24 protein-coding genes, 2 tRNA genes and 1 riboswitch are annotated in these 24,377 nt (G+C 39.2%); of the genes, 12 read left to right on the top strand and 14 right to left on the bottom strand.

Annotated elements, in window-relative coordinates; genetic code table 11:
• Positions 1 to 42: 42 nt before the first annotated feature.
• The 5 genes from PYV58_RS01270 to PYV58_RS01250 form a co-directional block, all read right to left on the bottom strand.
• Positions 43 to 1,314 carry an outer membrane protein transport protein gene (locus PYV58_RS01270; RefSeq protein WP_034616851.1) on the bottom strand — a complete coding sequence of 424 codons (1,272 nt, stop codon included), beginning with the start codon at positions 1,312 to 1,314 and terminating at the stop codon, positions 43 to 45.
• Between the two features lie 85 nt (positions 1,315 to 1,399).
• Positions 1,400 to 2,161, bottom strand: a complete 762-nt coding sequence (locus PYV58_RS01265; protein ID WP_034616854.1) for a class I SAM-dependent methyltransferase — start codon at positions 2,159 to 2,161, stop codon at positions 1,400 to 1,402.
• Between the two features lie 201 nt (positions 2,162 to 2,362).
• Positions 2,363 to 2,438, bottom strand: a tRNA-Phe gene (locus PYV58_RS01260).
• Between the two features lie 132 nt (positions 2,439 to 2,570).
• Positions 2,571 to 2,646 (bottom strand) — tRNA-Phe (locus PYV58_RS01255).
• Positions 2,647 to 2,995: 349 nt separating this feature from the next.
• Complete coding sequence (locus PYV58_RS01250; RefSeq protein ID WP_004816597.1) at positions 2,996 to 3,373, bottom strand: GNAT family N-acetyltransferase; 378 nt, start codon at positions 3,371 to 3,373, stop codon at positions 2,996 to 2,998.
• A 102-nt stretch (positions 3,374 to 3,475) separates the two neighbouring features.
• On the opposite strand from PYV58_RS01250, the gene hisB reads away from it, so the two are divergent.
• From hisB to PYV58_RS01235, 3 genes are all read left to right on the top strand, one after another.
• Positions 3,476 to 4,069, top strand: coding sequence for an imidazoleglycerol-phosphate dehydratase HisB (gene hisB / locus PYV58_RS01245; RefSeq protein ID WP_004725347.1), 594 nt, complete (start codon positions 3,476 to 3,478; stop codon positions 4,067 to 4,069).
• Positions 4,069 to 4,686, top strand: coding sequence for an imidazole glycerol phosphate synthase subunit HisH (gene hisH / locus PYV58_RS01240; protein WP_034612605.1), 618 nt, complete (start codon positions 4,069 to 4,071; stop codon positions 4,684 to 4,686). The genes hisB and hisH overlap by 1 nt, the downstream gene beginning before the upstream one ends.
• 193 nt (positions 4,687 to 4,879) lie before the next feature.
• Positions 4,880 to 5,416: a DUF805 domain-containing protein gene (locus PYV58_RS01235; protein ID WP_004725344.1), complete on the top strand. Its 537-nt coding sequence runs from the start codon at positions 4,880 to 4,882 to the stop codon at positions 5,414 to 5,416.
• A 41-nt stretch (positions 5,417 to 5,457) separates the two neighbouring features.
• Here PYV58_RS01235 and PYV58_RS01230 read toward each other — a convergent pair whose 3' ends face one another.
• Entirely contained in the window at positions 5,458 to 5,859 is a 402-nt protein-coding gene (locus PYV58_RS01230) for a transcriptional regulator (protein ID WP_004725342.1), read from the bottom strand.
• Positions 5,860 to 5,983: 124 nt separating this feature from the next.
• Here PYV58_RS01230 and PYV58_RS01225 point away from each other — a divergent pair, with 124 nt between their 5' ends.
• The gene (locus PYV58_RS01225) at positions 5,984 to 6,646 is read left to right on the top strand and encodes a 3'-5' exonuclease (protein WP_034612610.1); all 663 of its coding nucleotides are present in this window, start codon (positions 5,984 to 5,986) and stop codon (positions 6,644 to 6,646) included.
• A gap of 77 nt (positions 6,647 to 6,723) precedes the next feature.
• The gene (hisA, locus tag PYV58_RS01220) at positions 6,724 to 7,455 is read left to right on the top strand and encodes a 1-(5-phosphoribosyl)-5-[(5-phosphoribosylamino)methylideneamino]imidazole-4-carboxamide isomerase (RefSeq protein ID WP_004725338.1); all 732 of its coding nucleotides are present in this window, start codon (positions 6,724 to 6,726) and stop codon (positions 7,453 to 7,455) included.
• 90 nt (positions 7,456 to 7,545) lie between these two features.
• Here hisA and PYV58_RS01215 read toward each other — a convergent pair whose 3' ends face one another.
• Positions 7,546 to 7,839 carry an antibiotic biosynthesis monooxygenase gene (locus PYV58_RS01215; protein WP_004725336.1) on the bottom strand — a complete coding sequence of 98 codons (294 nt, stop codon included), beginning with the start codon at positions 7,837 to 7,839 and terminating at the stop codon, positions 7,546 to 7,548.
• A 152-nt stretch (positions 7,840 to 7,991) separates the two neighbouring features.
• Here PYV58_RS01215 and PYV58_RS01210 point away from each other — a divergent pair, with 152 nt between their 5' ends.
• The gene (locus tag PYV58_RS01210) at positions 7,992 to 8,927 is read left to right on the top strand and encodes a DMT family transporter (protein WP_004816588.1); all 936 of its coding nucleotides are present in this window, start codon (positions 7,992 to 7,994) and stop codon (positions 8,925 to 8,927) included.
• An 83-nt stretch (positions 8,928 to 9,010) separates the two neighbouring features.
• Here PYV58_RS01210 and PYV58_RS01205 read toward each other — a convergent pair whose 3' ends face one another.
• Genes PYV58_RS01205 through PYV58_RS01195 form a run of 3 tightly spaced genes read right to left on the bottom strand, consistent with a single transcriptional unit; the run spans position 9,011 to position 11,045 of the window.
• The gene (locus PYV58_RS01205; RefSeq protein WP_004725331.1) at positions 9,011 to 9,403 is read right to left on the bottom strand and encodes a hypothetical protein; all 393 of its coding nucleotides are present in this window, start codon (positions 9,401 to 9,403) and stop codon (positions 9,011 to 9,013) included.
• Between the two features lie 31 nt (positions 9,404 to 9,434).
• Entirely contained in the window at positions 9,435 to 10,073 is a 639-nt protein-coding gene (locus tag PYV58_RS01200) for a DUF1294 domain-containing protein (RefSeq protein WP_034612616.1), read from the bottom strand.
• Between the two features lie 21 nt (positions 10,074 to 10,094).
• The gene (locus tag PYV58_RS01195) at positions 10,095 to 11,045 is read right to left on the bottom strand and encodes a homoserine kinase (protein ID WP_004725326.1); all 951 of its coding nucleotides are present in this window, start codon (positions 11,043 to 11,045) and stop codon (positions 10,095 to 10,097) included.
• A 110-nt stretch (positions 11,046 to 11,155) separates the two neighbouring features.
• Between PYV58_RS01195 and hisF the strand changes: the two genes are divergently transcribed.
• Positions 11,156 to 11,917: an imidazole glycerol phosphate synthase subunit HisF gene (gene hisF / locus PYV58_RS01190; protein ID WP_303576666.1), complete on the top strand. Its 762-nt coding sequence runs from the start codon at positions 11,156 to 11,158 to the stop codon at positions 11,915 to 11,917.
• Positions 11,918 to 12,490: 573 nt separating this feature from the next.
• Positions 12,491 to 12,805 (top strand): sel1 repeat family protein, encoded by a 315-nt coding sequence (locus PYV58_RS01185; protein ID WP_227504220.1) that lies wholly within the window; start codon positions 12,491 to 12,493, stop codon positions 12,803 to 12,805.
• 46 nt (positions 12,806 to 12,851) lie between these two features.
• Here PYV58_RS01185 and ettA read toward each other — a convergent pair whose 3' ends face one another.
• The 3 genes from ettA to PYV58_RS01170 form a co-directional block, all read right to left on the bottom strand.
• Positions 12,852 to 14,513 (bottom strand): energy-dependent translational throttle protein EttA, encoded by a 1,662-nt coding sequence (ettA, locus tag PYV58_RS01180; protein WP_004816581.1) that lies wholly within the window; start codon positions 14,511 to 14,513, stop codon positions 12,852 to 12,854.
• Positions 14,514 to 14,693: 180 nt separating this feature from the next.
• Positions 14,694 to 15,566 (bottom strand): hypothetical protein, encoded by an 873-nt coding sequence (locus tag PYV58_RS01175; protein WP_034612623.1) that lies wholly within the window; start codon positions 15,564 to 15,566, stop codon positions 14,694 to 14,696.
• A 69-nt stretch (positions 15,567 to 15,635) separates the two neighbouring features.
• Complete coding sequence (locus PYV58_RS01170) at positions 15,636 to 17,210, bottom strand: esterase-like activity of phytase family protein (protein ID WP_034612626.1); 1,575 nt, start codon at positions 17,208 to 17,210, stop codon at positions 15,636 to 15,638.
• A gap of 241 nt (positions 17,211 to 17,451) precedes the next feature.
• Here PYV58_RS01170 and PYV58_RS01165 point away from each other — a divergent pair, with 241 nt between their 5' ends.
• Positions 17,452 to 18,729: an aminotransferase class I/II-fold pyridoxal phosphate-dependent enzyme gene (locus PYV58_RS01165; protein WP_004725315.1), complete on the top strand. Its 1,278-nt coding sequence runs from the start codon at positions 17,452 to 17,454 to the stop codon at positions 18,727 to 18,729.
• A gap of 77 nt (positions 18,730 to 18,806) precedes the next feature.
• Here PYV58_RS01165 and phoU read toward each other — a convergent pair whose 3' ends face one another.
• A complete protein-coding gene (gene phoU, locus PYV58_RS01160) occupies positions 18,807 to 19,529 on the bottom strand; it encodes a phosphate signaling complex protein PhoU (RefSeq protein ID WP_004725313.1) in 723 nt (240 codons plus the stop codon).
• 262 nt (positions 19,530 to 19,791) lie between these two features.
• Between phoU and PYV58_RS01155 the strand changes: the two genes are divergently transcribed.
• From PYV58_RS01155 to thiC, 3 genes are all read left to right on the top strand, one after another.
• Positions 19,792 to 20,997 carry a hypothetical protein gene (locus PYV58_RS01155; protein ID WP_004725311.1) on the top strand — a complete coding sequence of 402 codons (1,206 nt, stop codon included), beginning with the start codon at positions 19,792 to 19,794 and terminating at the stop codon, positions 20,995 to 20,997.
• Between the two features lie 65 nt (positions 20,998 to 21,062).
• Positions 21,063 to 22,115 (top strand): hypothetical protein, encoded by a 1,053-nt coding sequence (locus PYV58_RS01150; RefSeq protein WP_034612631.1) that lies wholly within the window; start codon positions 21,063 to 21,065, stop codon positions 22,113 to 22,115.
• Positions 22,116 to 22,168: 53 nt separating this feature from the next.
• Positions 22,169 to 22,302, top strand: a riboswitch (TPP riboswitch).
• A gap of 135 nt (positions 22,303 to 22,437) precedes the next feature.
• Complete coding sequence (gene thiC, locus PYV58_RS01145; RefSeq protein ID WP_034612636.1) at positions 22,438 to 24,333, top strand: phosphomethylpyrimidine synthase ThiC; 1,896 nt, start codon at positions 22,438 to 22,440, stop codon at positions 24,331 to 24,333.
• Positions 24,334 to 24,377: the final 44 nt, after the last annotated feature.

The raw sequence follows: 24,377 nt of genomic DNA, 5'->3' as shown, positions 1-24,377 counted from the left end.
TCTCTCGAATCCATCTGCTTTCATGGCGATTGACAGAAAAACTTAGAATTTATAGCCATACGACAGCCCTAAAATGTCCTGACTCATTTTGAGTTTCGCTTCACCCCCACCAAACGCAGGGGAAATTTTGCCTTTTACTTCATCTTCCAAGGCATGTGTATAGGCAATACTGATTTCTTGATGTTGATCGAGATTCCAAGTTGCACCCACGCTGAGGTGGTCTTGAATTACCCCAGGAGCAAGAATATTTAAAAACACTTCACTGTCTGGAATCGGTTGATCATTATGACTATAACCAGCTCTTAGTGTGAGTTTTGGATGGGCTTGATAAGACACACCCAGTTTATAGATATTGATATCATTCCAGCCAAATCCTGGCCCTTGTGATGTACCAAAAGCATGACCTTGTTGTAATTGTGCAAGATCAAAAGGATTTCCTACCGATTTCACATCCGAATAGTTAATTCGTTGTATATCCGCAGCCACTGTTAATTGAGGTGTGATGTTGACAGCTGCACCCACACCATAACTTTCAGGAACATCAAAGTCACCGCGTTCAGCAAATAACCCACGATATCGATCAAAGCGATCTGCATTAATTTTTGAAGAATAATTTGCGCCTAAGGTTAAACGTTGATCAAAGAATTTTCCAGCCCAACCAATACGTGCACCAATGCCAGTCGCAGAATCCTTACCACGATTGCTTAAATTTGAAGCATCGGCTGAAAATCCGCTAAACCCAGCAATTCCCCGTGCTTCAAAACGTTGATAGAGAATATTGGTTGCAATGCCGATAGATTGATTTTCTGCATATTTCCAAGCAACTGCTGGAGTAATGAAAACCTGGGTTAAATCCACTCCTGCTGTTCCACTGTTGCCAAATGCTGCAAATGGATTATTTTTATACCCCGTATTCATTCCTCCATTCCCATATATTGCTAAACCTAAAGCAACTTGGTCATTGATTTGATGGTTGAATGCAAGCTCTGGGAGTACAAAGTATTTGCGTCCATTGCCATCATATCGACCATTGGCGTTGGGGTAAGCTTGTGGCATTTGATTCGCGGTAATCTCAGCTGAACGATCAGGTGAAAACACGGTTGCACCCACATCTATACGATCACCAATCCAGCTTAAACCTGCTGGGTTATTGGTAATCGTTAATGCATCTTGAAATTGAGCGATTGAAGTCCCTGCATTGCCTTGGGCTTTTACCCCATAGCCATGCATAAAATAGCCTGTCGTTGCAAAAGCGGTAGAACTGAATGCCGATAGCCATACAGCAATGGATAATATTTTAACTGGAGCTTTCATGATTTATCTTACTTTTAAATAATATATAAGTAAGTATATTGTTAGCTATATCTGTTGTAATCGAAGATAAAATGCGATCCTTATTTTATTTGTGCATAAAGCATTTTTTCTTTGATTTTTTAATTTTACCCACTCTTAAAAAAACTGGGAATGTGATGGTCAAATCTGCAAGCTCGCTGGTTAATGCTTCAGCTAGATCAAGTAATGGATGATCCTGATTTCTTTCACAATAGTGTTTAATTGCAGACCAAGTAGATAAATACTTTAACAGTTGTGCAGAGGACCACTGATACTGCATCTTAAACTCAGCAACGTTTATTTCATCAAAAGGAAAGGGAATGGTTTTATATTCTTCATCGATATAACGGCGCTCCGCATCCCAATAACCATCTAGTTTTTCAGCATATAAGTTTTGAATCATGGTATTGATGGCTGCATTTTCGACATGAATTAAGCCATAACCGATCACAGCAAGAATACCTTGTGGTTTTAATGTGCGTTCAACTTCTTTATAAAAACCATCAAAATCAAACCAATGAATAGCCTGAGCCACTGAAATCAAATCAAAACTCTGTGCTGTAAATGAAGTCTGTTCAGCAGACTGGACTTGATAGCTGACATTGTCGAAATAAGGCGCAAGGTTTAATTGTTTTTCGCTCATATCCGTTGCAACAACATGATCGAAATAGGGGCTGAGCAATTGAGTAAATTGACCTGAACCCGCACCACAATCCCAAGCAAAACCGCGCTCTGGAACATGATTTAAAATTTCCTGAACCACTTCTTGCGGATAACTCGGTCGAGCTTGCAGATAAAGCTGGCTGCCTGATGAAAATAAATCTTTCATTGTTCTTATAACAATCTATTTCACTTACCAAAGGTTTATCTTACGATATTTATAGTCCATAGCAAGATATTTTGTAAGACAATGGGTTCAATTTACGCATTCAAAATGACATGCTGTTTTAATGATGAACATCAATTTCTGAATTGAAGATAAAAAGCAGGCAATAAAAAACCCCAAACAATGTTTGAGGTTTTTCAAATATGGTGGCGAGACCCAGGATCGAACTGGGGACACACGGATTTTCAATCCGTTGCTCTACCTACTGAGCTATCACGCCGATGCGGTGTATTAAGCCGTATCTCAGTTCAATAGTCAATAAAAATCATGACTTTTTTATTCAACCGAATATTTTTTACCCAAAAAAAATCCCTGATGGGATCAGGGATTGAAATCTCAAAGATTTTAAATATGGTGGCGAGACCCAGGATCGAACTGGGGACACACGGATTTTCAATCCGTTGCTCTACCTACTGAGCTATCACGCCGATGGGGCGTATTAAACAATTTAATGGTTTAGTCGTCAAGCGTTGAAATCACTAAAATCATTCAATAGTTTATTTTTACAACAAAAACCACCTATTTATTCTAAATAAGGCTGTTTTTTATACATTTTTCAGCTTTGGAACGCAAATTTTGGCACGCTTAATTTGCTGAGCGAAGGTACTCCTCCTTGCTTTAAGTTTTGCAAACTCGATTTAATTATTCCCCAAAGTGTTTTGCTCGTGACTGCAATATGCTACTGAGATCAGCTTAACTTTATAGTTATGGAAAAATAGCCAAATAAAAAAGCAACCGGATCAGGTTGCTTAAATTGGTCAAAGCTCCAAGATCATCTTAGATTTTACCTAAGTGAGCTAAACAACGATGGATTGCTCCACAGCCCGGCTCAAAGTTTTTAATGCCCTTTTCTTCCTCGATACGACAAACTTCTTCGACCAAACGCTCTGCAACACCACGTCCGCGGTTAGCAGGATGTACCACAATATTTTCCAAAGTCCGACTTTCACCTTGTCCCGTACACCATAACGCACCAATAATCTTTGTATTAAATTCTGCGACATAAAGTAAGGTATAATGAGCCAAGTTTTGCTCAAGTTGTTCTATGGCATCATGACCATCCCCAAACTCGGGACTGGTGTCATATAATCGCTCAAGCTGATCGCGAACTTCTTCATTTTCTAGTGAAGTTTTAGCATGTACGGTAATAGGCATTGATTAACCCTCCTGAGCAATCTAATATGCTGTCACTTTCGTCACAGCGAAATATCTTTACATCAAACTTTTAATTTTTGACGTTTTTTGAGGAACGTGTCTATGGCGCAACGTATCAGTGAAGTGGTAAGAAACACCAACGAAACTAAAATTCGAGTTCGTGTGAATCTTGATGGTACTGGTCAAGGCACGCTCAATACAGGTGTTCCCTTTTTAGACCATATGGTTGATCAAATCAAGCGTCATGGTTTATTTGACATCGATATTCATTGTGATGGCGACTTAGAAATCGATGATCACCATACTGTAGAAGACTGTGGAATCACACTAGGCCAAGCATTTGCGCAAGCACTCGGTGATAAAAAAGGCTTAAAACGTTATGGTCATTTCTATGCACCACTTGATGAAGCTTTAAGCCGTGTCGTGGTTGATTTATCAGGTCGCCCAGGTTTATGGATGGATATCCCATTTACACGCGCCCGTATCGGCAGTTTTGATGTGGATCTATTTTCCGAGTTTTTCCAAGGCTTTGTAAATCACGCTTTAATGACTTTGCACATTGACAATTTAAAAGGCAAAAATAGCCATCACCAAATTGAAAGTGTTTTTAAAGCATTTGCACGTGCGCTTCGCATGGCCTGTGAAGTTGATCCGCGTGCAGAAAATACTGTTGCATCGACGAAAGGAACCTTGTAATGACCCGTATTGCCCTTCTTGACTATGGCATGGGAAATCTTCATTCAGCAGCCAAAGCACTCGAACATGTTGGCGCAACTGTAGATGTCACAAATGATCCAAAATTAATCGCTCAGGCAGATAAAATCGTATTTCCAGGTGTAGGGGCAATGCGTGATTGTATGCAGGGGATGCATGAAGCAGGTATTGATGAGGTTGTGCGCCATGCTGCGTTTAATAAACCGGTACTTGCCATTTGTGTTGGCATGCAAGCTTTGCTTGAATCGTCAGAAGAAAATGCAGGCACTCAAGCACTGGGTATTTTTGAAGGTGTGGTAAAACATTTTCCAGATATGGACGGCTTAAAAGTCCCTCATATGGGCTGGAACCAAGTCCATCAGGCAGATCCAAATCATCCAATGTGGAAAGATATTGATCAAGATAGCCGTTTTTACTTTGTACATAGCTATTATGTCGAACCCAAAGACTCTTCTCTTGTTGCTGCAACATGTGATTATGGTTTGCAGTTCTGTACGGCTATTCATAAAGAAAATTTATTTGCGACACAGTTCCATCCTGAAAAGAGCCATACAGCAGGTTTACAGTTACTGAAAAACTTTGTGGAATGGAAAATCTGATTTATTCAGGTCAATTTCATCCCAATTTATATCTCTAAAAATCAAGTCAATTGAGATTGGCTTGATTTTTTTATTCTATTTTGACTTTATTTTTTATCGTCTGTTTATTATGATTCAACCAAATTGAATAAAAATCCAACAATTGATTTTAAAAATTGATTTAAAAACCTTAATTCATTCTAGGAACATAACAATGTCTTCTAATTTTCAAACCCATGATTCAGCTTTAAGTGCCAGTGGCCGTTTTGGTCGATTATCCTATTTGGGCTGGAATATGTTGTTGGGTCTATCTATGTTTGTACTGGGTATTATCGCTGCACTATTCATCCCAGCTTTAAGTAACTCACCTTCAAATACGCTCATCTTTATACTCGGCGCAGTTGCGATTATTATTTATATCGCAGTGATCTACTTTAGTTTTATTTTTACAATCCGTCGTTTACATGACAAAAACCAAAGTGGCTGGTTATCTCTTCTTATGCTTTTACCTTTGGTGAATTTATTCTTTTTTGTTTATTTAAGCTGCGCAAAAGGAGATGCTGGGACAAATAACTATGGCGCACCTCGAATTACTCGTGGTTGGGAAAAAGTATTGGCTTGGATTTATATTGTGATCTTCCCGATTAGTATTCTAATTCTTGCAGTTACAGCAATTCCAGCATATCAAAGTTACCTTGACCAAGCGCAACAATTTCAGCAATATCAACAACAAATCAATCAATCTGAATAAATCAGCCGAAATAACCACCCTATTTTTATAAGGTGGTTATTTTACTCTTTGGTGACAAAACCACCTTCTAATGGCTCAACACTAATTTTAATATCTGCCTTTAAATTTAAAGCTGCATAACGGTCTTTAATTTCGTTAATCAACTGTTCCATGGTGACATGGCTTAAATCCAATTCAGACTCAGCATACGCTTTGGTCACCAGATCTGCTTTATCTTGCTGTTTAGATTCCATATTCCAGCGTTCAGTCATCCCAACTAAACGCGCCAATTCAATTAAGCTTTGCGCACTCGACGGTGTTGAGTTTTGCAACCATTTGGTCATGGTTCCTTTTGAAGTCTCGAGTACGTTAACAATATCACTGGCTTTTATATTTTTATCCTGAATTAATTGCTTTAAACGCTTGGCGCCTTCTATAAAAAGATCATCATCTTTTTCAACCATACAATTTATTCCTGTGTTTTTGACCCACAAAACTATCATCTTTTATTCAAAGTTTGTTATAACACAATATGGTTAATATTTTTAATGCTTAAACTGGTCGACTAAAATTTGTGAGCTTAAATTTGTGAATATTCAAACTCAGCAACTTCCTAGTAAAGAACAAATTCAGAGCTTTCCCCGTTTTCAAAATTTGCCTTTGAGTAACATTGTTGTGATTAATAGCTTGCAACAATGCCAAGCAATTGAAGCAGAACTAAAAACGGCGCACATTTTTGGTTTCGATACTGAGTCCAAACCTACCTTTAATAAAGGTGAAATACAAACTGGCCCACATCTTATTCAACTGGCGACATTTGAAAAAGCCTATTTATTTCAAGTTTCAGCAGATATTTTGGCTTTTCTAGCGCCCTTTTTTGAAAATCCTGATCAGATTAAAGTCGGTTTTGGCTTAAAAAATGATGCACATTTATTTCGTAAAAAAGGCATGCAACTCAACAGTGTCATCGAACTTTCAAAATGCTTTTCGAGTTTTGGCTTCAATAATCCTTTAGGGATTAAAAATGCCATGGCATTGCTATTTCAAGTCAATTTCCCTAAAAGTAAATCAATTAGCACCTCAAATTGGGCACGTAAAATCCTCACAACGCCACAAATTGAATATGCAGCAGCCGATGCCTATGCCGCACTCTTAATTTTCGAAGCCTTACTGGATTTAGACTTAATACCTGACACGATCACACATACTCAGCTTAAATTGAGCATTCGCGCCAATAAAAGCCTAAACTGACACTTAGAAATTGATCAAGTTTTTGCTAAGATGAAGATCAATAAATTCTTCATTGAGATTAAGCAAGGAGCGAAAGCATGCTGATCATCCCGGCAATTGACCTGAAAGATGGTAAATGTGTTCGTTTAAAACAAGGTCGTATGGAAGACGATACCGTATTTTCTGATGATCCTGTTGCAACAGCACAGCATTGGGTAAATGAAGGCGCTCGTCGTTTGCATTTGGTTGATTTGAATGGGGCTTTTGCTGGAACACCAATTCATAAACCTGTCGTTGAAGCAATTGCAAAAGCACAGCCTGAACTGCCAATCCAAATTGGCGGTGGTATTCGCTCTTTGGAAACAATCGAACATTATTTAGATGCGGGCGTTTCTTTTGTCATCATCGGGACCAAAGCAGTTCAAAATCCTGAATTTGTTGAAGAAGCCTGTAAGAAGTTTGCGGGACACATTATTGTCGGTATTGATGCGATCAATGGTATGGTTGCAACTGATGGCTGGGCAAATGTCACTGATGTAAAAGCCACTGATCTTGCAAAACGTTTTGCAGATGCCGGTGTATCGAGTATTGTTTATACCGATATCGCACGTGACGGTATGATGCAGGGTGTCAATGTTGAACAGACAGTAAATCTCGCACAATACTCAGGTCTTCCAGTGATCGCCTCAGGCGGTGTAACCAATCTGGATGATGTGCGTAATTTAAAAGGTAAACCGGGTATTTTAGGTGCGATCACAGGTCGTGCAATTTACGAAGGCACATTAAACCTACGTGAAGCACAGCTGTTATTGGATGAACAAGGCTTTTAAGTTCCCAGCCTAGATTGGATTAAAAAAGAGAACCGAGATGTTCTCTTTTTTATGCGTTAAAAAGTGGTCTTTAAATCAACATATCGATATTTAAACCAATGTATTTTCAAAATGTTGCATTTCAATTTTACTTGCTAAAAAGGGCTTCATTGCCGTAAACCACTGTTTAAATTCATCTGTTTTCATAAAAACATCTGTATGGGTTTTAAGATCAATCCAGTGAATTTGTAGAATATATTTTTGATTGTCTTCTATACCACGAATCAATTTAAATTTTTCACAACCTTGGGCATTCCGGAAGGTGTCTGATAATTCATAAAATTTCTTTTCAAAAGCCATTTGTTGACCATCAACAATATGAAATAAAGCCTGTTCGATCACCATGATTTATTTCTCTTTATCAAAATTTTAATTCAATATGCTAGCACGACTGCATGACAATTGAGTGATTTAAATACCCGATTACTCAGCTTAACATCTGCACAATACTGCGCTTTCGCGTAAAATAGCCCTGCTCTTCTACATTACTTTATTTTATGTCTTCCTCTCCCCTCGCTTTATTTTTAAAGTCTAGAACGCCTCAAATTGCACTGATTCTGATGACCATGATTTGGGGTGGTACATTTGTCATTGTACATTATGCCCTAAACTATAGTTCTCCTATGTTTTTTGTCGGTTGTCGTTTTGCTGCAGCGACTATTGCTGTTGGATTACTGTCTTATAAATATCTAAAAGGTATCAATTTAAAAGAACTCATCGCTGGTGCACTGATTGGCGGTATGATTGCCGCAGGGTATGGCTCGCAAACTGTCGGTATGCAAACCATCAGCAGCAGTGAGTCTGCCTTTTTAACAGCATTATATGTCCCCCTTGTACCGATTCTTATCTGGGTGATTTTTCGCAAAAGACCACATATCATGACTTGGCTCGGTGTTTTACTGGCGTTTATCGGTTTAATTTTTTTGACAGGAAATGGTTTTCATCACATTGATTTAAATACGGGGCAAATCGTTACATTGGTTGGTTCGTTTGCAATTGCTATGGAGATTATTCTCATCGGGCACTTTGCAGGGAAGGTCAATATTCAGCGTGTAACGGTGATTCAGCTTGCCTTTGCTTCATTGATTTCATTTGCCAGTATGCCTTTTGTCGGTGAGCTGCATATTCCACCCTTTTCATGGCAATTGGTGATGCTTGCAGTTGGACTGGGCTTAACCAGTGCTTTATTACAATTGACGATGAATTGGGCACAACGCTCTGTCGATCCTTCTCAAGCGGCCGTGATTTATGCTGGCGAACCAGTTTGGGCGGCTTTATTTGGCAGAATTGCAGGTGAGCGCTTGCCATTGCTGGCTCTTTTTGGCGGTTTACTTGTGGTATTGGGGGTGATCATCAGTGAATGGAGACCCAAATTTTTATACACACGGCAGCTTAAAGAAAACTCAGTTGAGATAGAAAAACAGCGTTCTTAATCAGAACGCTGTTTTCACTAAAATTACGCTTTGATCAAGCTGTATTGCTCGGCAACAAGATCCATCAAGCATTATTGATTCAGTTATATTGGTAAGGCTTGATCATCATTCAGCGCAATAATGCCTCGAATGGCGCGATAGACAATCCATATCCAAGAAATAAATAAAGTGGCAGCACAAAAAATTGTAGCACCCACAGCAACACCGGCAAAGGCATTGACATTATCCATGGTGAAAAATAGAAAAATAAACGGAATAAATGCAATTACCGTCCAGACTAAATACCACCAAAAAGTGCGAATTTGCCATCTAAAATGACTTTCGAAAATCGTACCACGGACTGAATTCAATTTTACATAATTGATAATCAATGCAATGATTGCAAGAATTCCCGCAGAAAAAATTGCAACAATATAAAGGATATATAAAATTAAAGTCAGAGATTTACTATTATTTGGATCAACATAATTATTCATTGTAAGCCCTTTTCAATTTGCTAACGCCCGTTTAAATCTTAAACATATTCAAAGGCGAAATTAACCATAAAATCAATAAAATATTAAAGAATATGGTACACAAATAAATCTTTTTAAAGGGTTGTTTTTGTGTTTTATGTCGTAAGCGTTGCTGTGCTAACCAAGCTGCAGGCCAACCACCTAAAAAAGCTAAAATATGCAGGGTATTTTCAGGAACACGACGCTGATTGCTCTGTGCGGCTTCTTTATCTTGTGCATAAAACCAATAGGTCATCACATTGATAATACTGACAAAAAGAATAAACATACCATTGAGCAAACCGCTTATGCTCAAGATTGCCAAAGCAATAATATAAACAGCGCACAGAATTTGCATCGGCTGTAATTTAGCCTGCTTTGCTGCATGCAACTGCTTGGCTTTAGCCGCTTGCTGGCTTGTCACTTTCGCCATTTGTGTGGCTTTTAAATACGTGACTTGTTTTGCTTTATAACGCCCTTGACCATCTAATTGCACCACATATTCAAGGGCACAGCCCACGATTGGGCGTGGCCCTTTTTGTGCAAAATCTTTGATGTGTAAAAATACGCGATCTTTTACACCATCATTTGGTTGAATAAAGCCATAGCCTTTATCATCGAACCATTCAACTAAACGACCTTGATCACGCATTTTATTTCCCACAAAAAACTATTAAGCAGTCACGAACTTTAATCTTTCAATCAACATATTACGCATTTCTTGCGGATTTTTCTGCAAAATATCATCACCTGTGCGTGCTTCAGCGGCATTCATCTGAGCGATTTGTAAACGCATCATCCAAAAGCGACCTGCGGCCATCGCCAAATATAACTCTAAACAAGCTCTTTCATCTTCAGTCAAAGGACGAATCGAAGTATATGCATTTAAGAAAGCCGTTGCTTTGGCTTCATTCAAGCGAACACTCGGATATTCTGTGCAAAAGTCATTTAAGGTAATCGCAATATCAAAAAGTAATTCATCTTGATTCATTTCATAAAAATCAAGAATGCCTTTTAACTCATCACCTTCAAACAAAGTATTGTCACGGAACAAATCCGAATGAATAAAACCTTTCGGTCGATTTGGATACATCATGGTCAGTGCTTCATATAAACCTAAAAGGTTATTCAGCAAAGCACTATCCGCCACATCCAACGTTGGTTTAATTTGTTGAGCAACGTTATACCAATAGGCATGATCACGCGCCACTTGACGCTGTAATGGGAAGTCTTGTAACGCCACATGCATTTTGGCCTGTGCTACAGCAATTTGCTCAACTTGAGCGATTGTAGAAGGCATGGGATGTTTACCTGACATCCGTGGCGCAATTTGTGCAGGCTTATCTTTTAAGCTATGAATCGACTGACCGCTATGTTTTAACGGAACAGGAACTGCCAAACCTTGTTGCCCCAAGTGTTCTAAGACAGGAATTAACTCCCCTGCTGCTTGTGCATCCATATTTTCAAATAATGTTAATACAAACTGTGTTCCATCAGCACAAATGATAAAATAGTTGGTATTTTGCACACCGCCTTGAATTGGTTTAAGTTCAACCACCTCTAATCCATAAGGTGCTGCAAAGTGCTGAACTTCTTTTAAACTCAAAGTGGTATAAACCGACATAGAAAACCTGCGAAAAAACTTACATAAGTTTGATAGAATAACCGCTTCGACTATCGAGGTGTAGCACCTAAGTCACGAACTTTCATAATCGCCTGTTATTTTTGGAAAAAATTATGCTCGCTAAACGTATTATTCCTTGCCTGGACGTAGATAATGGTCGTGTGGTGAAAGGTGTCCAGTTTCTGGATATCCGTGATGCAGGAGATCCTGTAGAAGTTGCCCGTCGTTATAATGAGCAAGGTGCAGATGAAATCACCTTTTTAGACATTACCGCAACATCAAATGGCCGAGATACCACTTACCGTACGGTTGAACGTATGGCTGAAAGTGTGTTTGTTCCACTTACAGTCGGTGGTGGTGTTCGTAAAGTTGAAGATATTCGTTTGTTATTAAATGCAGGCGCAGATAAAGTCAGCATCAACTCTGCTGCGGTATTTAATCCTGAGTTCGTTCAAGAAGCGTCTCAGCGCTTTGGTGCACAATGTATTGTTGTGGCAATCGATGCGAAAAGAACGGGTGAAAATAAATGGGAAATTTTCACCCATGGTGGTCGTAAACCAACAGGCATAGATGCGATTGAATGGGCGGTCAAAATGGCAGAGTTCGGTGCAGGTGAATTATTGGTTACCTCTATGGATGCGGATGGGACGAAAGCGGGTTATGACATTGGTTTAATGCGTCAAATCAATGATCGTGTCACCATTCCGACCATTGCATCAGGCGGTGTGGGTAATTTACAACATTTAGCAGATGGTATTTTAAAAGGTGGTGCCGATGCTGTATTGGCAGCCTCGATATTCCATTTTGGTCAATACTCTATTCCTGAAGCGAAACAATACCTTGCTGAACAAGGGATTGAAATGCGCCTCTAATTGATTGTGAGCGCACATATATAGAAGAATGTTATTTTGGCATTCTTTTATATATGCAATTGATTTAGTCTGATTCAAATAGCAAAAATTAAAATACCGAGAATTAAAACACCAAGATAAAACTGATAAACAATCCATATGATTTTAAATAGCTCCTCGTAGCTCATTTTATACAAAGTACCAAGCCTTAAACTCAATAGGCCTACTAGTTCATCAATCAAAAAACGATCATTTAGAGTGAATCATATTGGTATTGAAAGTCCCTTCTCCTTTTGGGAGAAGGCTAGGATGAGGGGGCTGTTTATTGATTTATGGTTTTAAAAAATTTCAAAGAAGCCTACTGCCATCAAAAATTGAATAAATGATTAATCTCGAATCAGTTTAGCAATACTTTTATATGAAAAAAAATCATGATTATTGGGATTACTTATTCTGGTTATTTGCTTTAATCTTATAAGGGTAATTTCATAAAAATAAGCGTGAATCATTATGGATTTAATAAAAATAATACGGAAGCTCAACCAAATTGTCAGCCATAAATATCATTATTCCAGCCCCTATCATGCATTTAAAATGTCTGAATCAATGCATACTTACCATCGCGCAACCAGTTATGAACATCTGGCGCTTAACCAGCGTGACCCTCTTGATTTAGATCAGCTGTTAAATGAAAAAATTCAAAAATATCAACGCAACGCGATTTGGTATTTTTTACATTCAGCACTTAAAGGATATAGCACGGCCCAATATAAATTGGGCATGATTTACCTACAAGGCCAACTCGGCCTATCGCCAGATAAAAAGAATGCATACAAATGGTTATTGCTTGCTGCAAATCAAGGTCATCTCGAAGCACAACACCAACTTTATCGGCTTTATTTACAATAAAAAAACCAGCTCGAAAGCTGGTTTTTTTGATCTACAAAATTAGTGATTAACCACCAATTTTTTTGTATTTGGTACGTTTTTGCACAGCAGCATCACCCAAACGCGCTAAACGATATGCTTCATATTCAGCATAGTTACCTTCGTAGAATTCTGGCTGTTCATTTTCAAATGACAAGATATGTGTAGCAATACGGTCAAGGAACCAACGGTCATGCGATACCACCATGACAGTACCAGGGAATACAAGAATTGCATCCTCTAGCGCACGTAAAGTTTCAATATCCAAGTCGTTTGATGGCTCATCCAGTAAGATTACGTTGGCGCCCATCTGAAGGATCTTCGCAAGTTGTAAACGGTTACGTTCACCACCTGACAATTCACCAACACGTTTTTGCTGATCTTGACCTTTAAAGTTAAAGCGACCGATATAGGCACGAGATGCGATCTCGTATTCGCCAATTCTTAAGATATCTAAACCGCCAGAAACTTCTTCCCAAACTGTTTTATTGTTATCTAAAGTGTCACGAATCTGACCAACATAAGCAACTTTTACAGACTCACCCAATACAACTGTACCGGTATCTGGTTGCTGTTCGCCTGTCATCATACGGAATAAAGTGGTTTTACCCGCACCGTTTGGACCAACGATACCAACAATCGCAGTTGGTGGTACTGTGAACGATAAGTTTTCATAGAGTAGACGGCCATCAAACGATTTGCTGATGCCTTCAACTTCTACAACCTTATTCCCTAGGCGTGGACCAGGTGGAATATAGATTTCAGAGGTTTCATTACGTTGTTGGAACTCACGTGAGTTAAGCTCCTCAAAGCGCTCCATACGTGCTTTGTTTTTCTTTTGCTGACCTTTAGCATTTGAACGAACCCATTCCAATTCTTTTTTCAATGCTTTAGCAAAAGATTCTTCTTGTTTATTTTCCTGCTCTAAACGTGCATTCTTTTGTTCCAACCAAGAAGAATAGTTACCTTGGTAAGGAATACCATGTCCACGGTCAAGCTCAAGAATCCACTCTGCAACGTTATCCAAGAAATAACGGTCATGGGTAATCGCAACGATTGTACCAGCAAAGTCTTTTAAGAAACGTTCTAACCAAGATACAGATTCTGCATCCAAATGGTTAGTCGGTTCGTCCAGCAATAACATGTCTGGTTTAGACAATAACAAACGACACAATGCTACACGACGACGTTCACCACCTGAAAGTAAGCTTACGTCAGAATCCCATGCTGGAAGATTCAATGCTGCTGCAGCTTGATCCATTTGGTTGCTAAGATTGTGTGCATCCCAAGCATGAATAATTGCTTCTAATTTCTCTTGCTCTTTTGCAAGTGCATCAAAGTCAGCATCTTCAGCTGCATATTCAGCAAAAACTTCGTCTAAACGTGCCAATGCATCTAATGGTTCACGTAAACCATCTTCAACGTTTCCACGCACATCTTTATTTGGATCTAATGGTGGTTCTTGCTCTAGATAACCGATTTTAATACCTGGTTGCGCACGAGCTTCACCTGAGAAATCTTTATCTACGCCAGCCATAATACGGAGTAGGGTAGATTTACCTGCACCGTTTAAACCAAGTACACCAATTTTTGCACCTGGGAAAAATGATAAAGAGATGTCTTTTAGGATTTCGCGCTTAGGCGGAACCATCTTCGACACACGGTTCATCGTGTAAATATATTGGGCCACGTAGGACTCCTCTATAATGAATAGAAATTCGCAAAATGCGAATAAATAAATACCGTCAATTATACGCTGAATTTATCTATTTTTGTTCAGATTTGTCCAATTGATTGAGATATTTTAAAAGCATCAAGAAAACATTTTTCCACACCAATGCATGTAATCAAATCGCGATCTCACACATGATCACGAACAAAAATCCGGCTGATACTGATATACAAATTGCGTCTTGGTTTGAGTTGAACTTGGCGCATTGTAGTTTGACAATGATTTCAAAGCAGAAAAACTAATAGCAGCACGTTGTACAACCTTATTGGTGTAATTTGCATTTGGGTCTTGGTACTTAAACGAGACTTCAACTACAGCAGGTTTTAATCCCGCATAAGGTGCTTGGGTATACCATAAACTCATATCTACCTCTGCATCAAACTCGCCTAAATCAATGCTGACCCCACGATAACTTCGTTCATAAAGGGTGAGTCCACCTACAGGTGATAACAGCTGATTATCACTGATGGCAAAGGTTTCTTTAAATTTTGGAAAATGCGTATGGATGTCTAAAAACTTATTGATTGTCCGTGTATTTGCCACTGTGGTGGATTTACTGGAACCCACCAAAAATCCTTGTGTTGCTGTTTGCGTGATATCATCTTCAAGCTTGGTTTTGGCTCCCGCAGTCGAGCTACTCAAATCGGAAAAATCAGACAGATAATGATCATAGCTTCTAAATTTAAGCGTCACTTCAGATGCTCCGTTTTCAATCCGTTCTCGAAAGCTATAGCCCATATTATTGAGTAGGCAACTGCTGGGTGAATCATAAAAACGTATTTGGCGTTGCTTGTCTAAGATCATCGTTCCTGAAACTGTACGGTTAATTTGTTGTGCAATAACCGTTTTGGCTTGTTGCATATAGCTATTTACGTTAGCGGACTCATTGGCATAGCTAAATTTGTCTGGCTGTAACAACAATTTATATTCACGCGATGTCACTTGCGGTACAGCCCAAGTAGTTGTAGTGATTAAACTTGTTAGAACGGTGAGAATGGCTATTTTTTTCATTGAGGAACCTATTATTTTTAAATGATGGTTATAGAAAAAGCCGCCTCTTGGGCGGCTGTTGTTATGCAACTATTGACCTTTTAAATTCAATTTATCCATGATGTATAAGGTATTGATATCAATACGTGTACGTGCCGCATCCAGATACTTTGGCTCCATGCCTTTGGCATTATTCCAAAGCCCCATATCGTCATCATTTAAAATCCCAAGTGTCGTACTATTGATCAACCAGAGACCTTCCATTTTATCATGTGGATATTTAACCGCTTTCCCCATATCCAGTACCAATGTTTTAGGTGCAGGAACAATATTAAATGCTTTTAAACCGTCCCAGCCTTTATCCAATTGGTATTCTTCTAAGGTCTTGCCCGCAATGGTTAAACCAAGCTTTTCATCTTGTTTGACATCATTTTGTGTTTGAATATCTTCTAAATTGGTGGCTTTGCTTAAATCAATACGATAGACATTTTTCATCACATTGGGCGTATCTTTATAAAACAGTCCATCTCGTTCTAAAACCAGAAATTGTGTTGCACTGAGGGCAATAATGGCAGAGTTTGAATTTTCAGCTATCTCTTGCTGATATAAATATTGTGCGACTTTGCCTGTTTCAAGATTAATCGTCACAATACGCGTCAACGTTGATTTATTGACATTTTTATTCGGTAAACTCATGGTCGATTGCATAATCCCAACCAAAGTTTTTTGGTCTGGGCTAATGGTTAAGCCCTCCATCCCTCGATTGGCACGGCGATAACTAAACTCATTCGGCAAAGTCCAATTGTTGCGTTTATCCGCCTTAAATGGGTTGATACGCCCTATTTCTTTACCATTGGCATCATAATGCACAATATGCGGTCCATATTCATCGCTGACCCAGAACGTTCCATCGTTAAGTGCAGTGAGCCCTTCACTATCCAAGCCATAATCATCCAATCGAATTGGATTATTCACCACATCGTAAGGCTTGGTTGGATCTACAGTAATTACTTTCCCATTGACATCATACGGTGTTTCCCCTGTGCCGCCTAAAGCAGAAGTGTTGGGTAATCCCGTGATGTCTTTTCCATTAATATCTTTTAAATTGATGGTTTTAATTAATTTCACAGTACCATTGTCTTGAACTTCAAATAAACCAATTTTCGGCACATAGTCTGGAATGGCGAAAACCTTACCAGCACCATATAATTTATCAGTAAAGTCAGCATTTGGCCCCCGATCAGTCAATGCATAAAATTGTCTTTTATTACTTGGATGTGCAGCAACATCAGAACCAAAACCACCCTGACGAATATCAAACGAGCTATCAATGGTCGTACCATTCGCAGAGTAACGTCCCAGTACGTTAAATGGCAATGCTACACCTTGTGCAAACAAATTGGGCTTACAACTGTTTTCGGTTTTAGTGATTTCACTGGCTTCAAGTTTGCCATTGCCATTGCGATCTAAACCGCTCTGAATACGTGTTCCCCCCATTACACAGGCTTCATCACCAAATGCCAATGTTATATTTTGGGTTAAGGTCTTCTGTGTTGTTGAATCTTGATCATCATCAGAACATGCGGTCAAACCCAGTAAACTACAGAGGACTAAAGTTAAAGTGCTTTTATGGCGGGTCAGTTTATTTATTGCTGCTTTTTTCATTGTGTTTTTAATAACTGAATTTATGGAATTTGTTATGCTAGTTTCAGCAAATGACACCACAATGACAGCTCACAAACTCAGCCATATTCGGTCTGTTTTTCCTCGCTGAAACTCAATTTATCTCGGGCTGTATTGTTGGCTTTATCTGTTTTTATGATTTTAAAATATATAAACCCTTGTTTACTTCATATATTTATTTGTTACACTCTATTGAAATTTAATAAAAAGTTGACGGAAGAACATGACATATAAAGACGAAACTCTTGCCATACATGCAGGCTATGAACCAGAAGCAACCACTAAAGCGGTCGCCGTTCCAATTTATCAGACCACCTCTTACGCCTTTGATAATACCCAACATGGTGCGGATCTATTTGACCTCAAAGTTCAGGGTAATATTTATACACGGATCATGAACCCAACGACCGCTGTGCTTGAGCAACGTCTGAGCGCACTTGAAGGCGGTATTGGTGCTTTAGCATTGGCTTCAGGTATGTCTGCGATCACCTATTCTATCCAGACCATTGCAGAAGCGGGTGACAATATTGCATCGGTTTCAACACTCTATGGTGGAACATATAATTTATTTGCCCACACTTTGCCAAAACAAGGCATTGAAGTACGTTTCTTTGATTACCAAGATCCTGAAGCATTGCGCGGCTTGATTGATGAAAAAACCAAGTTGGTTTTCGTTGAGTCGATTGGCAATCCGCTGGGTAATATTATTGACCTAGATGCTATTGCTAAAATCGCACACGAATATGGTGTACCCGTGATTGTGGATAATACCGTTGCAACACCTGCTCTACTAAAACCTTTTGAACATGGTGCAGATATCGTGGTGCATTCATTGACCAAATATATTGGCGGTCATGGTAATTCAATTGGTGGTGCGATTGTCGATAGTGGTAAATTCCCTTGGGGCAAATATCCCGAGCGCTTCAAAGTCTTAAATACCCCAGATCCAAGTTATCACGGGGTGAACTATGTAGAAGCTTTAGGTGCTGCGGCATATATCGCCCGTGCACGTGTTGTTCCATTAAGAAATACAGGCGCAGCGATCAGCCCGCTCAGCGTATTCTTAATTTTACAAGGCTTAGAAACACTCAATTTGCGTATGGAACGCCATACTGAAAATGCACAAAAAGTTGCTGAATATTTACAGGCACATCCAAAAGTAAAATGGGTCAACTACGCAGGTTTAAAAGATCATCCACAACATGCTTTGGCACAAAAGTACGTCAAAGGTAAACCATCTGCAATTCTGTCTTTTGGTGTTGAAGATGGTCGTGAAGGTGGCACCCGTTTTATCGATGCATTACAGCTGTTTACGCGTCTGGTGAATATTGGCGATGCAAAAAGTTTAGCCTGTCATCCAGCAACCACCACTCATCGTCAACTGAATGAAACAGAGCTAAAAGCAGCAGGCGTGAGTATTGATATGGTGCGTTTATCTGTGGGGATTGAACATATTGATGACTTGATTGCAGACTTAGAACAAGCACTTGCTCAAGTGTAATTTTCTTTTTGTGATCTTAAATTTTTCAAATAAAAAGACCTGAATCATTCAGGTCTTTTTGCTTATTCTAAATTCAATTATTTACCTTGAACTTTTTGCTCAATCTCTTCAACACTAGTATGTCGCGCATCAAAACCTTTTGCCATATAAATCACTTGTTCTGAGATGTTACGTGCATGGTCACCAATCCGCTCCAGTGAACGCAATACCCACATCACATTGATGACACGACTAATATGACGTGGATCTTCGATCATATAGGTCATCAGTGTACGCGTCGCGGATTGATATTCACGGTCAATATCGGCATCGGCCAACAAAACTTTTAATGCTTGTTCTGCATCCACACGCGCAAAAGCATCTAAAGCATCATGAATCATGACACGCACTTGATTGCCAATATGCCGTGTTTCCATATAGCCACGTGGCGATTCGCCCTCTTCACATAAAGTCTGTGCAATACGGGCAATTTTTGCAGCTTCATCACCAATACGCTCTAAATCGGTATTGGCTTTACTCATGGCAATCACCATACGTAAGTCGATTGCAGCTGGATGACGACGCGCCAAAATCAAAGTCAGTGCTTCATCAATTTCTCGTTCATAACGATTGACTGTATTGTCTTGAAATTGAACATCAATCGCCATATTGGCATTGGTATCCAATAAAGCATGCACTGCATTTGCGACTTGTTGTTCTACCAAACCGCCCATGGTCATAAATTTGGTATTCACATCCTGTAAGTCCTCATTAAATTGAGAAGATATATGATGGTTTAATACAGGATTACTTGGGCTCAAGGTCAGATGCTCCACACGCAACAAAAACTATTTTTATGGGTTAATATTAAAGCATATTCATTATGAATGTTTTATGACAAGTATTTTTCTTTCAAATGAATTTCTCAATATCGCTCATTTCACTTCTGATCAAAGCAATTTAGAGTAAAGATACTACTACAATTTGCTGAATTTACATATGTCACTTTGCTGTGAGCATCCATTTATCGCAAATTCACGATGCTGTACTCAGCTTAATTTTTGCAGATCTTAAATCAGACACATGACTCAGTTTCTTGCAAAAAGTAACGTTTCATTATCACAAAACTACAAAATATTTCATTTATTTAGCCTCGATTCAGCGACAATGGCATCGAACAAAACTGAGCTTCTTTTAAATGCTGGTCGAATGAAATTTCCTCGCAATACCCTTCATTTTCTCATTTCAGGCATACTCGTTATCTTGAGTTGCATGGTGGTTATCGCGTGTCAAAAACCCACAACTGACATTGTCAAAGAATCTAAAGAAGCGCCGCAAAAAGAAAATCCAATTCCTGATTTAACCCAAATTTGCCAAAATCTCAAAAATGAGATGCTGGCAATCAATGCAAAAAGAACCACGCTTGCGATAGAACAAGTCAATCAAGATATTCGTATGTGTTTGCCCTTGATGAAACCTGCGGAACAAATGGAATTGATGCATCAGTCGAAACGTATGTATCAACAATTTTTACAAATTGAGCGCACTTCAGAACAACAACAAGCATTTGAAAACTATGCTTTAGATCAAGCTGCATACCCGACCATTCAACAGAGTAAATTTGAACAACTTAATCTGCGTGACCAATATTTATTACGTCACAAAGGCCAAGCGTATATCGAATTGACCGAACAAACAGATGATAAAATTGTCTATCGGAGAAGCCCACAATATTTAGCAAAAGTTTTCGCGCCGTATCTGACTGCACCTGAACAAGTTTTTATCGAAAATCTTGCACAACAAAATACCCAACCGCTTTTTAAAAACCACAAACCCGATATTGAGGCTGAAGAAATTGCAAAAAGAGCTAAGTTTTGGCAAGAATATCTGCAAACTTATCCCAATAGCCCTTTTTTACATGATGCGCAGTTCTTAAAAAATGCCTATAGCAGTTTATTGTTTTTAGGCACTGAAGAAGCACCTATATCGAGCAGTTTTGAAAATCAAACTGATATCGATGCAGCCAGCTGGTTGGTGATTGAACGCTTGGCAAAATCCAATGATGGTGAGCTTTCAGCTCAGGCCAAGAAGTTTGTTCATTTTTTAGCGATGAGCAAAGAGCAAAGACAGCAAAAAATTCAAATTAGTGAAAAAGAACGCACTAAACTGGAAAATATCCCTCAATTATTGGCGCTGTCCCAGCTCAATCAATATCTAAATTTAAGCCCGATCGACTTTAAGCATGTTAAAAAAGATTGCTTTAGTGATGCGATTTGTTCTAACAGTTAGATGTTATTTTAGCTCAATTTTTATTATCCTTGTGACATTCAAAAATACACAACAACAGTCATACTATGAAAGCTTTAAAACAACATCTATCACTCACAACACTCTGCCTGTGTACCCTATTCAGCGCTTGCCAAAAGCACGAGAACAATCAAACAATTGAGACAACTAAAGCAGCTTCTAAAGCGACTCAGACCAGTACAGCTGAAATACCAGCACTTCCACAAGACTGTAACGAGATAGATACAAGCATCAAAAAATTAGAAAAAACGGTCATCGTTGAAGATTTAAATGACCTCAATCAATTACTAAAAAAATGCCTCGCATCTGCACCGTTAAAAACACGTTATCAATGGCAAGCAAAAATTGAAAACATTTATCAAAAACTCATTGCCGATGCCTCGCCTGAAGTCTTTCAATATATGACCGATACACTTGCAGACGGTCAGTCTATGACAGCTCAACAAAAACAAGAACTGTATAAAAAGTTAAAACCGCGTGAGAAATATTTAGTTGATCACGCAAAGGACTTATATTTAGCAAAATTTTATATCGGTGAAGGTGAATACACCTTTGTACAGCATCCACAATATAATCTGGATATTTTTGCACCCTATTTAGAAAAATCAGATCAGGTCTACTTTAAACAGATCCGTAAAGAGTATACAGGTGCTAACTATATTATGGATGCAGGGCTAGCAATTAGTTTTGATGAAGTGGCCAATCGACTGTTATATTGGGAAAAATTTAATAAAGACTACCCCAACAACCATTTTAAACCTCAAGTCGTAGAGAACATTGAACAATACCGTAGTGCACTTTTTCAAGGCGACGACAACACCCGTACGCTTTGGTTCGATGACGATAAAATTGCAGATGAACAAGCAATCAAAGCGATTGAAAAAATTGCAAAAAGTAAAACTGCAAGTAGCCAAACTGCACAGAAATTTGTGAATTTAATCAACGCAAGTGAAACGCTTTGGCAGCAAATGCCAAAACCATCTAGACAGTATCCTGAAGATAACTCACCTGAACAGCAAGAGATCCGAGCACAACGTGAAGCATTTGAACAAAAAATTAGAAAATCTGTCGAGGAAATTCTGGCTCAAAAAAATAATTGAAATTGATATCTGCATGCCAGCATATTTTCAATGAGAACATGCTAAGATTTAAACATCGCTTGACGGAGCGCGAGTAATTCCTCGCTGAGATTTAGTCAGTTTTGCATCTCCTTGCCAAAACTTAAACTAAAGTACCGTTGAACCTGATCAGGTTAAGACCTGCGTAGGAATCAAGCATCTAAAAACTGACAGCCCATAATTTATCTATTTTTTCGCAATAGCGCTTTATTCTGATGATGGATTTAGCAGATAAAATAGACTAAATTTGCCACCGTTTTTGGTCGTGCTTGATTCGTTGATGTCATTCATAAGGATCATTGTAATGAACCAATTAACGAATCTATCCCCTGCTGATCAATTGGCTCAACACGAGCAAGAAGCCAAAGATCTGACTCGAATTTTACCCGCATCTAAAAAAGTTTATATTCAAGGTTCACGCCCAGATATTCAAGTACCGATGCGTGAAATTGAACTCACGGATACTCCGACAGGCCTTGGTGGTGAAAAAAATCCACCAATTATGGTCTATGATACTTCAGGTGTTTATACCGATCCCAACGTACACATTGATTTGAATAAAGGCTTACCCAATGTCCGTGAAACTTGGATTGAAGAACGTGCCGATACTGAGCATTTAGCCAGCTTAACCTCTAAATTTGGCCAAGAACGTCTGAAAGATATTCGTACTGCTGAAATCCGTTTTGCCCATATTCAAAAACCACGTCGTGCAAAAACAGGCAACAATGTCACACAAATGCATTATGCCAAACAAGGCATCATCACGCCTGAAATGGAATACATTGCGATTCGTGAAAATCAGCGCCAGCATGAAGGTGTCGATATGCGCCAGCATGCAGGACAAAATTTTGGTGCACACAACCTCATGGAGATTACCCCTGAATTTGTGCGTAAAGAAGTCGCTGAAGGCCGTGCCATTATTCCAGCCAATATTAACCATCCTGAATGCGAACCCATGATCATTGGGCGTAATTTCTTGGTAAAAATCAATGCCAATATTGGCAACTCAGCTTTGGGTTCATCGATTGATGAAGAAGTGTCGAAAATGACTTGGGCAACCCGTTGGGGTGCTGACACCATCATGGACTTATCGACGGGTAAAAATATCCATGAAACCCGTGAATGGATTATCCGCAACTCACCAGTTCCAATTGGTACGGTACCAATTTATCAAGCACTTGAAAAAGTCGATGGTGTTGCTGAAGACCTGACATGGGAAATCTTTAAAGACACCCTGATTGAACAAGCTGAACAAGGTGTCGATTATTTCACCATTCACGCTGGGGTCTTATTACGTTATGTGCCGATGACAGCCAATCGTTTAACGGGGATCGTATCACGTGGCGGTTCGATCATGGCGCAATGGTGTTTGGCACATCATGAAGAAAACTTCCTCTATACGCATTTTGATGAAATCTGCGAAATCATGAAAGCCTATGATGTGTCTTTCAGCTTAGGCGATGGTTTACGTCCGGGCTGTATTCAGGATGCCAATGATGAAGCGCAATTTTCCGAATTACGCACTTTAGGTGAACTGACCCATCGGGCATGGAAGCATGATGTTCAGGTCATGATCGAAGGGCCAGGCCATGTGCCAATGCATATGGTCAAAGAAAATATGGACTTGCAACTTGAAGTTTGTCAGGAAGCACCTTTCTATACTCTTGGTCCGCTCACCACCGATATTGCTCCGGGCTATGACCATATTACCTCGGCAATTGGTGCAGCGATGATTGGTTGGTACGGCACTGCAATGTTGTGTTATGTGACTCCCAAAGAGCATTTGGGTCTGCCCAATAAGAAAGATGTTAAAGACGGGATTATCACCTATAAAATCGCAGCCCATGCAGCGGATTTAGCCAAAGGTCATCCGGGCGCACAAGTTCGTGACAATGCTTTATCTAAGGCACGCTTTGAGTTCCGTTGGGAAGATCAATTCAATCTCAGCTTAGATCCAGATACTGCTAGATCGATGCATGATGAGACGATGCCTAAAGAAGCACATAAGTCTGCGCACTTCTGTTCAATGTGCGGACCTAAGTTCTGCTCGATGAAAATCACCCAAAACGTGCGAGATTATGCACAAAATCAACAAAATGCAGCCCACCCTGTAAATAGCGAAACGCTTATAGAAGATGGTCTCAAAACCATGAAATCCGTTTATCAGGAACAAGGGCAAAAGTTGTACCATAAAGTGTAAAGATTAAAAAAAACTTTTGTCTTTCACTATTTCTCAGTTAGGAT

It is taken from the genome of Acinetobacter sp. TAC-1, from assembly GCF_029025845.1.
GTDB classification, from domain to species: Bacteria; Pseudomonadota; Gammaproteobacteria; order Pseudomonadales; family Moraxellaceae; genus Acinetobacter; species Acinetobacter guillouiae.
This window is presented reverse-complemented; position numbering and strand designations above follow the sequence as displayed.

What these genes read in the sequence shown, in the direction of transcription:
- PYV58_RS01210 (WP_004816588.1), top strand. Translation starts at nt 7,992, where the DNA reads ATGTCTTCCTCTCCCCTCGCTTTATTTTTAAAGTCTAGAACGCCTCAA.
- thiC (WP_034612636.1), top strand. Translation starts at nt 22,438, where the DNA reads ATGAACCAATTAACGAATCTATCCCCTGCTGATCAATTGGCTCAACAC.
- PYV58_RS01205 (WP_004725331.1), bottom strand. Translation starts at nt 9,403, where the DNA reads ATGAATAATTATGTTGATCCAAATAATAGTAAATCTCTGACTTTAATT.
- PYV58_RS01235 (WP_004725344.1), top strand. Translation starts at nt 4,880, where the DNA reads ATGTCTTCTAATTTTCAAACCCATGATTCAGCTTTAAGTGCCAGTGGC.
- PYV58_RS01185 (WP_227504220.1), top strand. Translation starts at nt 12,491, where the DNA reads ATGTCTGAATCAATGCATACTTACCATCGCGCAACCAGTTATGAACAT.
- hisB (WP_004725347.1), top strand. Translation starts at nt 3,476, where the DNA reads ATGGCGCAACGTATCAGTGAAGTGGTAAGAAACACCAACGAAACTAAA.
- PYV58_RS01265 (WP_034616854.1), bottom strand. Translation starts at nt 2,161, where the DNA reads ATGAAAGATTTATTTTCATCAGGCAGCCAGCTTTATCTGCAAGCTCGA.
- PYV58_RS01150 (WP_034612631.1), top strand. Translation starts at nt 21,063, where the DNA reads ATGAAAGCTTTAAAACAACATCTATCACTCACAACACTCTGCCTGTGT.
- PYV58_RS01250 (WP_004816597.1), bottom strand. Translation starts at nt 3,373, where the DNA reads ATGCCTATTACCGTACATGCTAAAACTTCACTAGAAAATGAAGAAGTT.
- hisH (WP_034612605.1), top strand. Translation starts at nt 4,069, where the DNA reads ATGACCCGTATTGCCCTTCTTGACTATGGCATGGGAAATCTTCATTCA.
- PYV58_RS01230 (WP_004725342.1), bottom strand. Translation starts at nt 5,859, where the DNA reads ATGGTTGAAAAAGATGATGATCTTTTTATAGAAGGCGCCAAGCGTTTA.
- PYV58_RS01215 (WP_004725336.1), bottom strand. Translation starts at nt 7,839, where the DNA reads ATGGTGATCGAACAGGCTTTATTTCATATTGTTGATGGTCAACAAATG.
- PYV58_RS01270 (WP_034616851.1), bottom strand. Translation starts at nt 1,314, where the DNA reads ATGAAAGCTCCAGTTAAAATATTATCCATTGCTGTATGGCTATCGGCA.
- PYV58_RS01170 (WP_034612626.1), bottom strand. Translation starts at nt 17,210, where the DNA reads ATGAAAAAAGCAGCAATAAATAAACTGACCCGCCATAAAAGCACTTTA.
- PYV58_RS01195 (WP_004725326.1), bottom strand. Translation starts at nt 11,045, where the DNA reads ATGTCGGTTTATACCACTTTGAGTTTAAAAGAAGTTCAGCACTTTGCA.
- PYV58_RS01175 (WP_034612623.1), bottom strand. Translation starts at nt 15,566, where the DNA reads ATGAAAAAAATAGCCATTCTCACCGTTCTAACAAGTTTAATCACTACA.
- PYV58_RS01155 (WP_004725311.1), top strand. Translation starts at nt 19,792, where the DNA reads ATGACTCAGTTTCTTGCAAAAAGTAACGTTTCATTATCACAAAACTAC.
- PYV58_RS01165 (WP_004725315.1), top strand. Translation starts at nt 17,452, where the DNA reads ATGACATATAAAGACGAAACTCTTGCCATACATGCAGGCTATGAACCA.
- hisA (WP_004725338.1), top strand. Translation starts at nt 6,724, where the DNA reads ATGCTGATCATCCCGGCAATTGACCTGAAAGATGGTAAATGTGTTCGT.
- PYV58_RS01200 (WP_034612616.1), bottom strand. Translation starts at nt 10,073, where the DNA reads ATGCGTGATCAAGGTCGTTTAGTTGAATGGTTCGATGATAAAGGCTAT.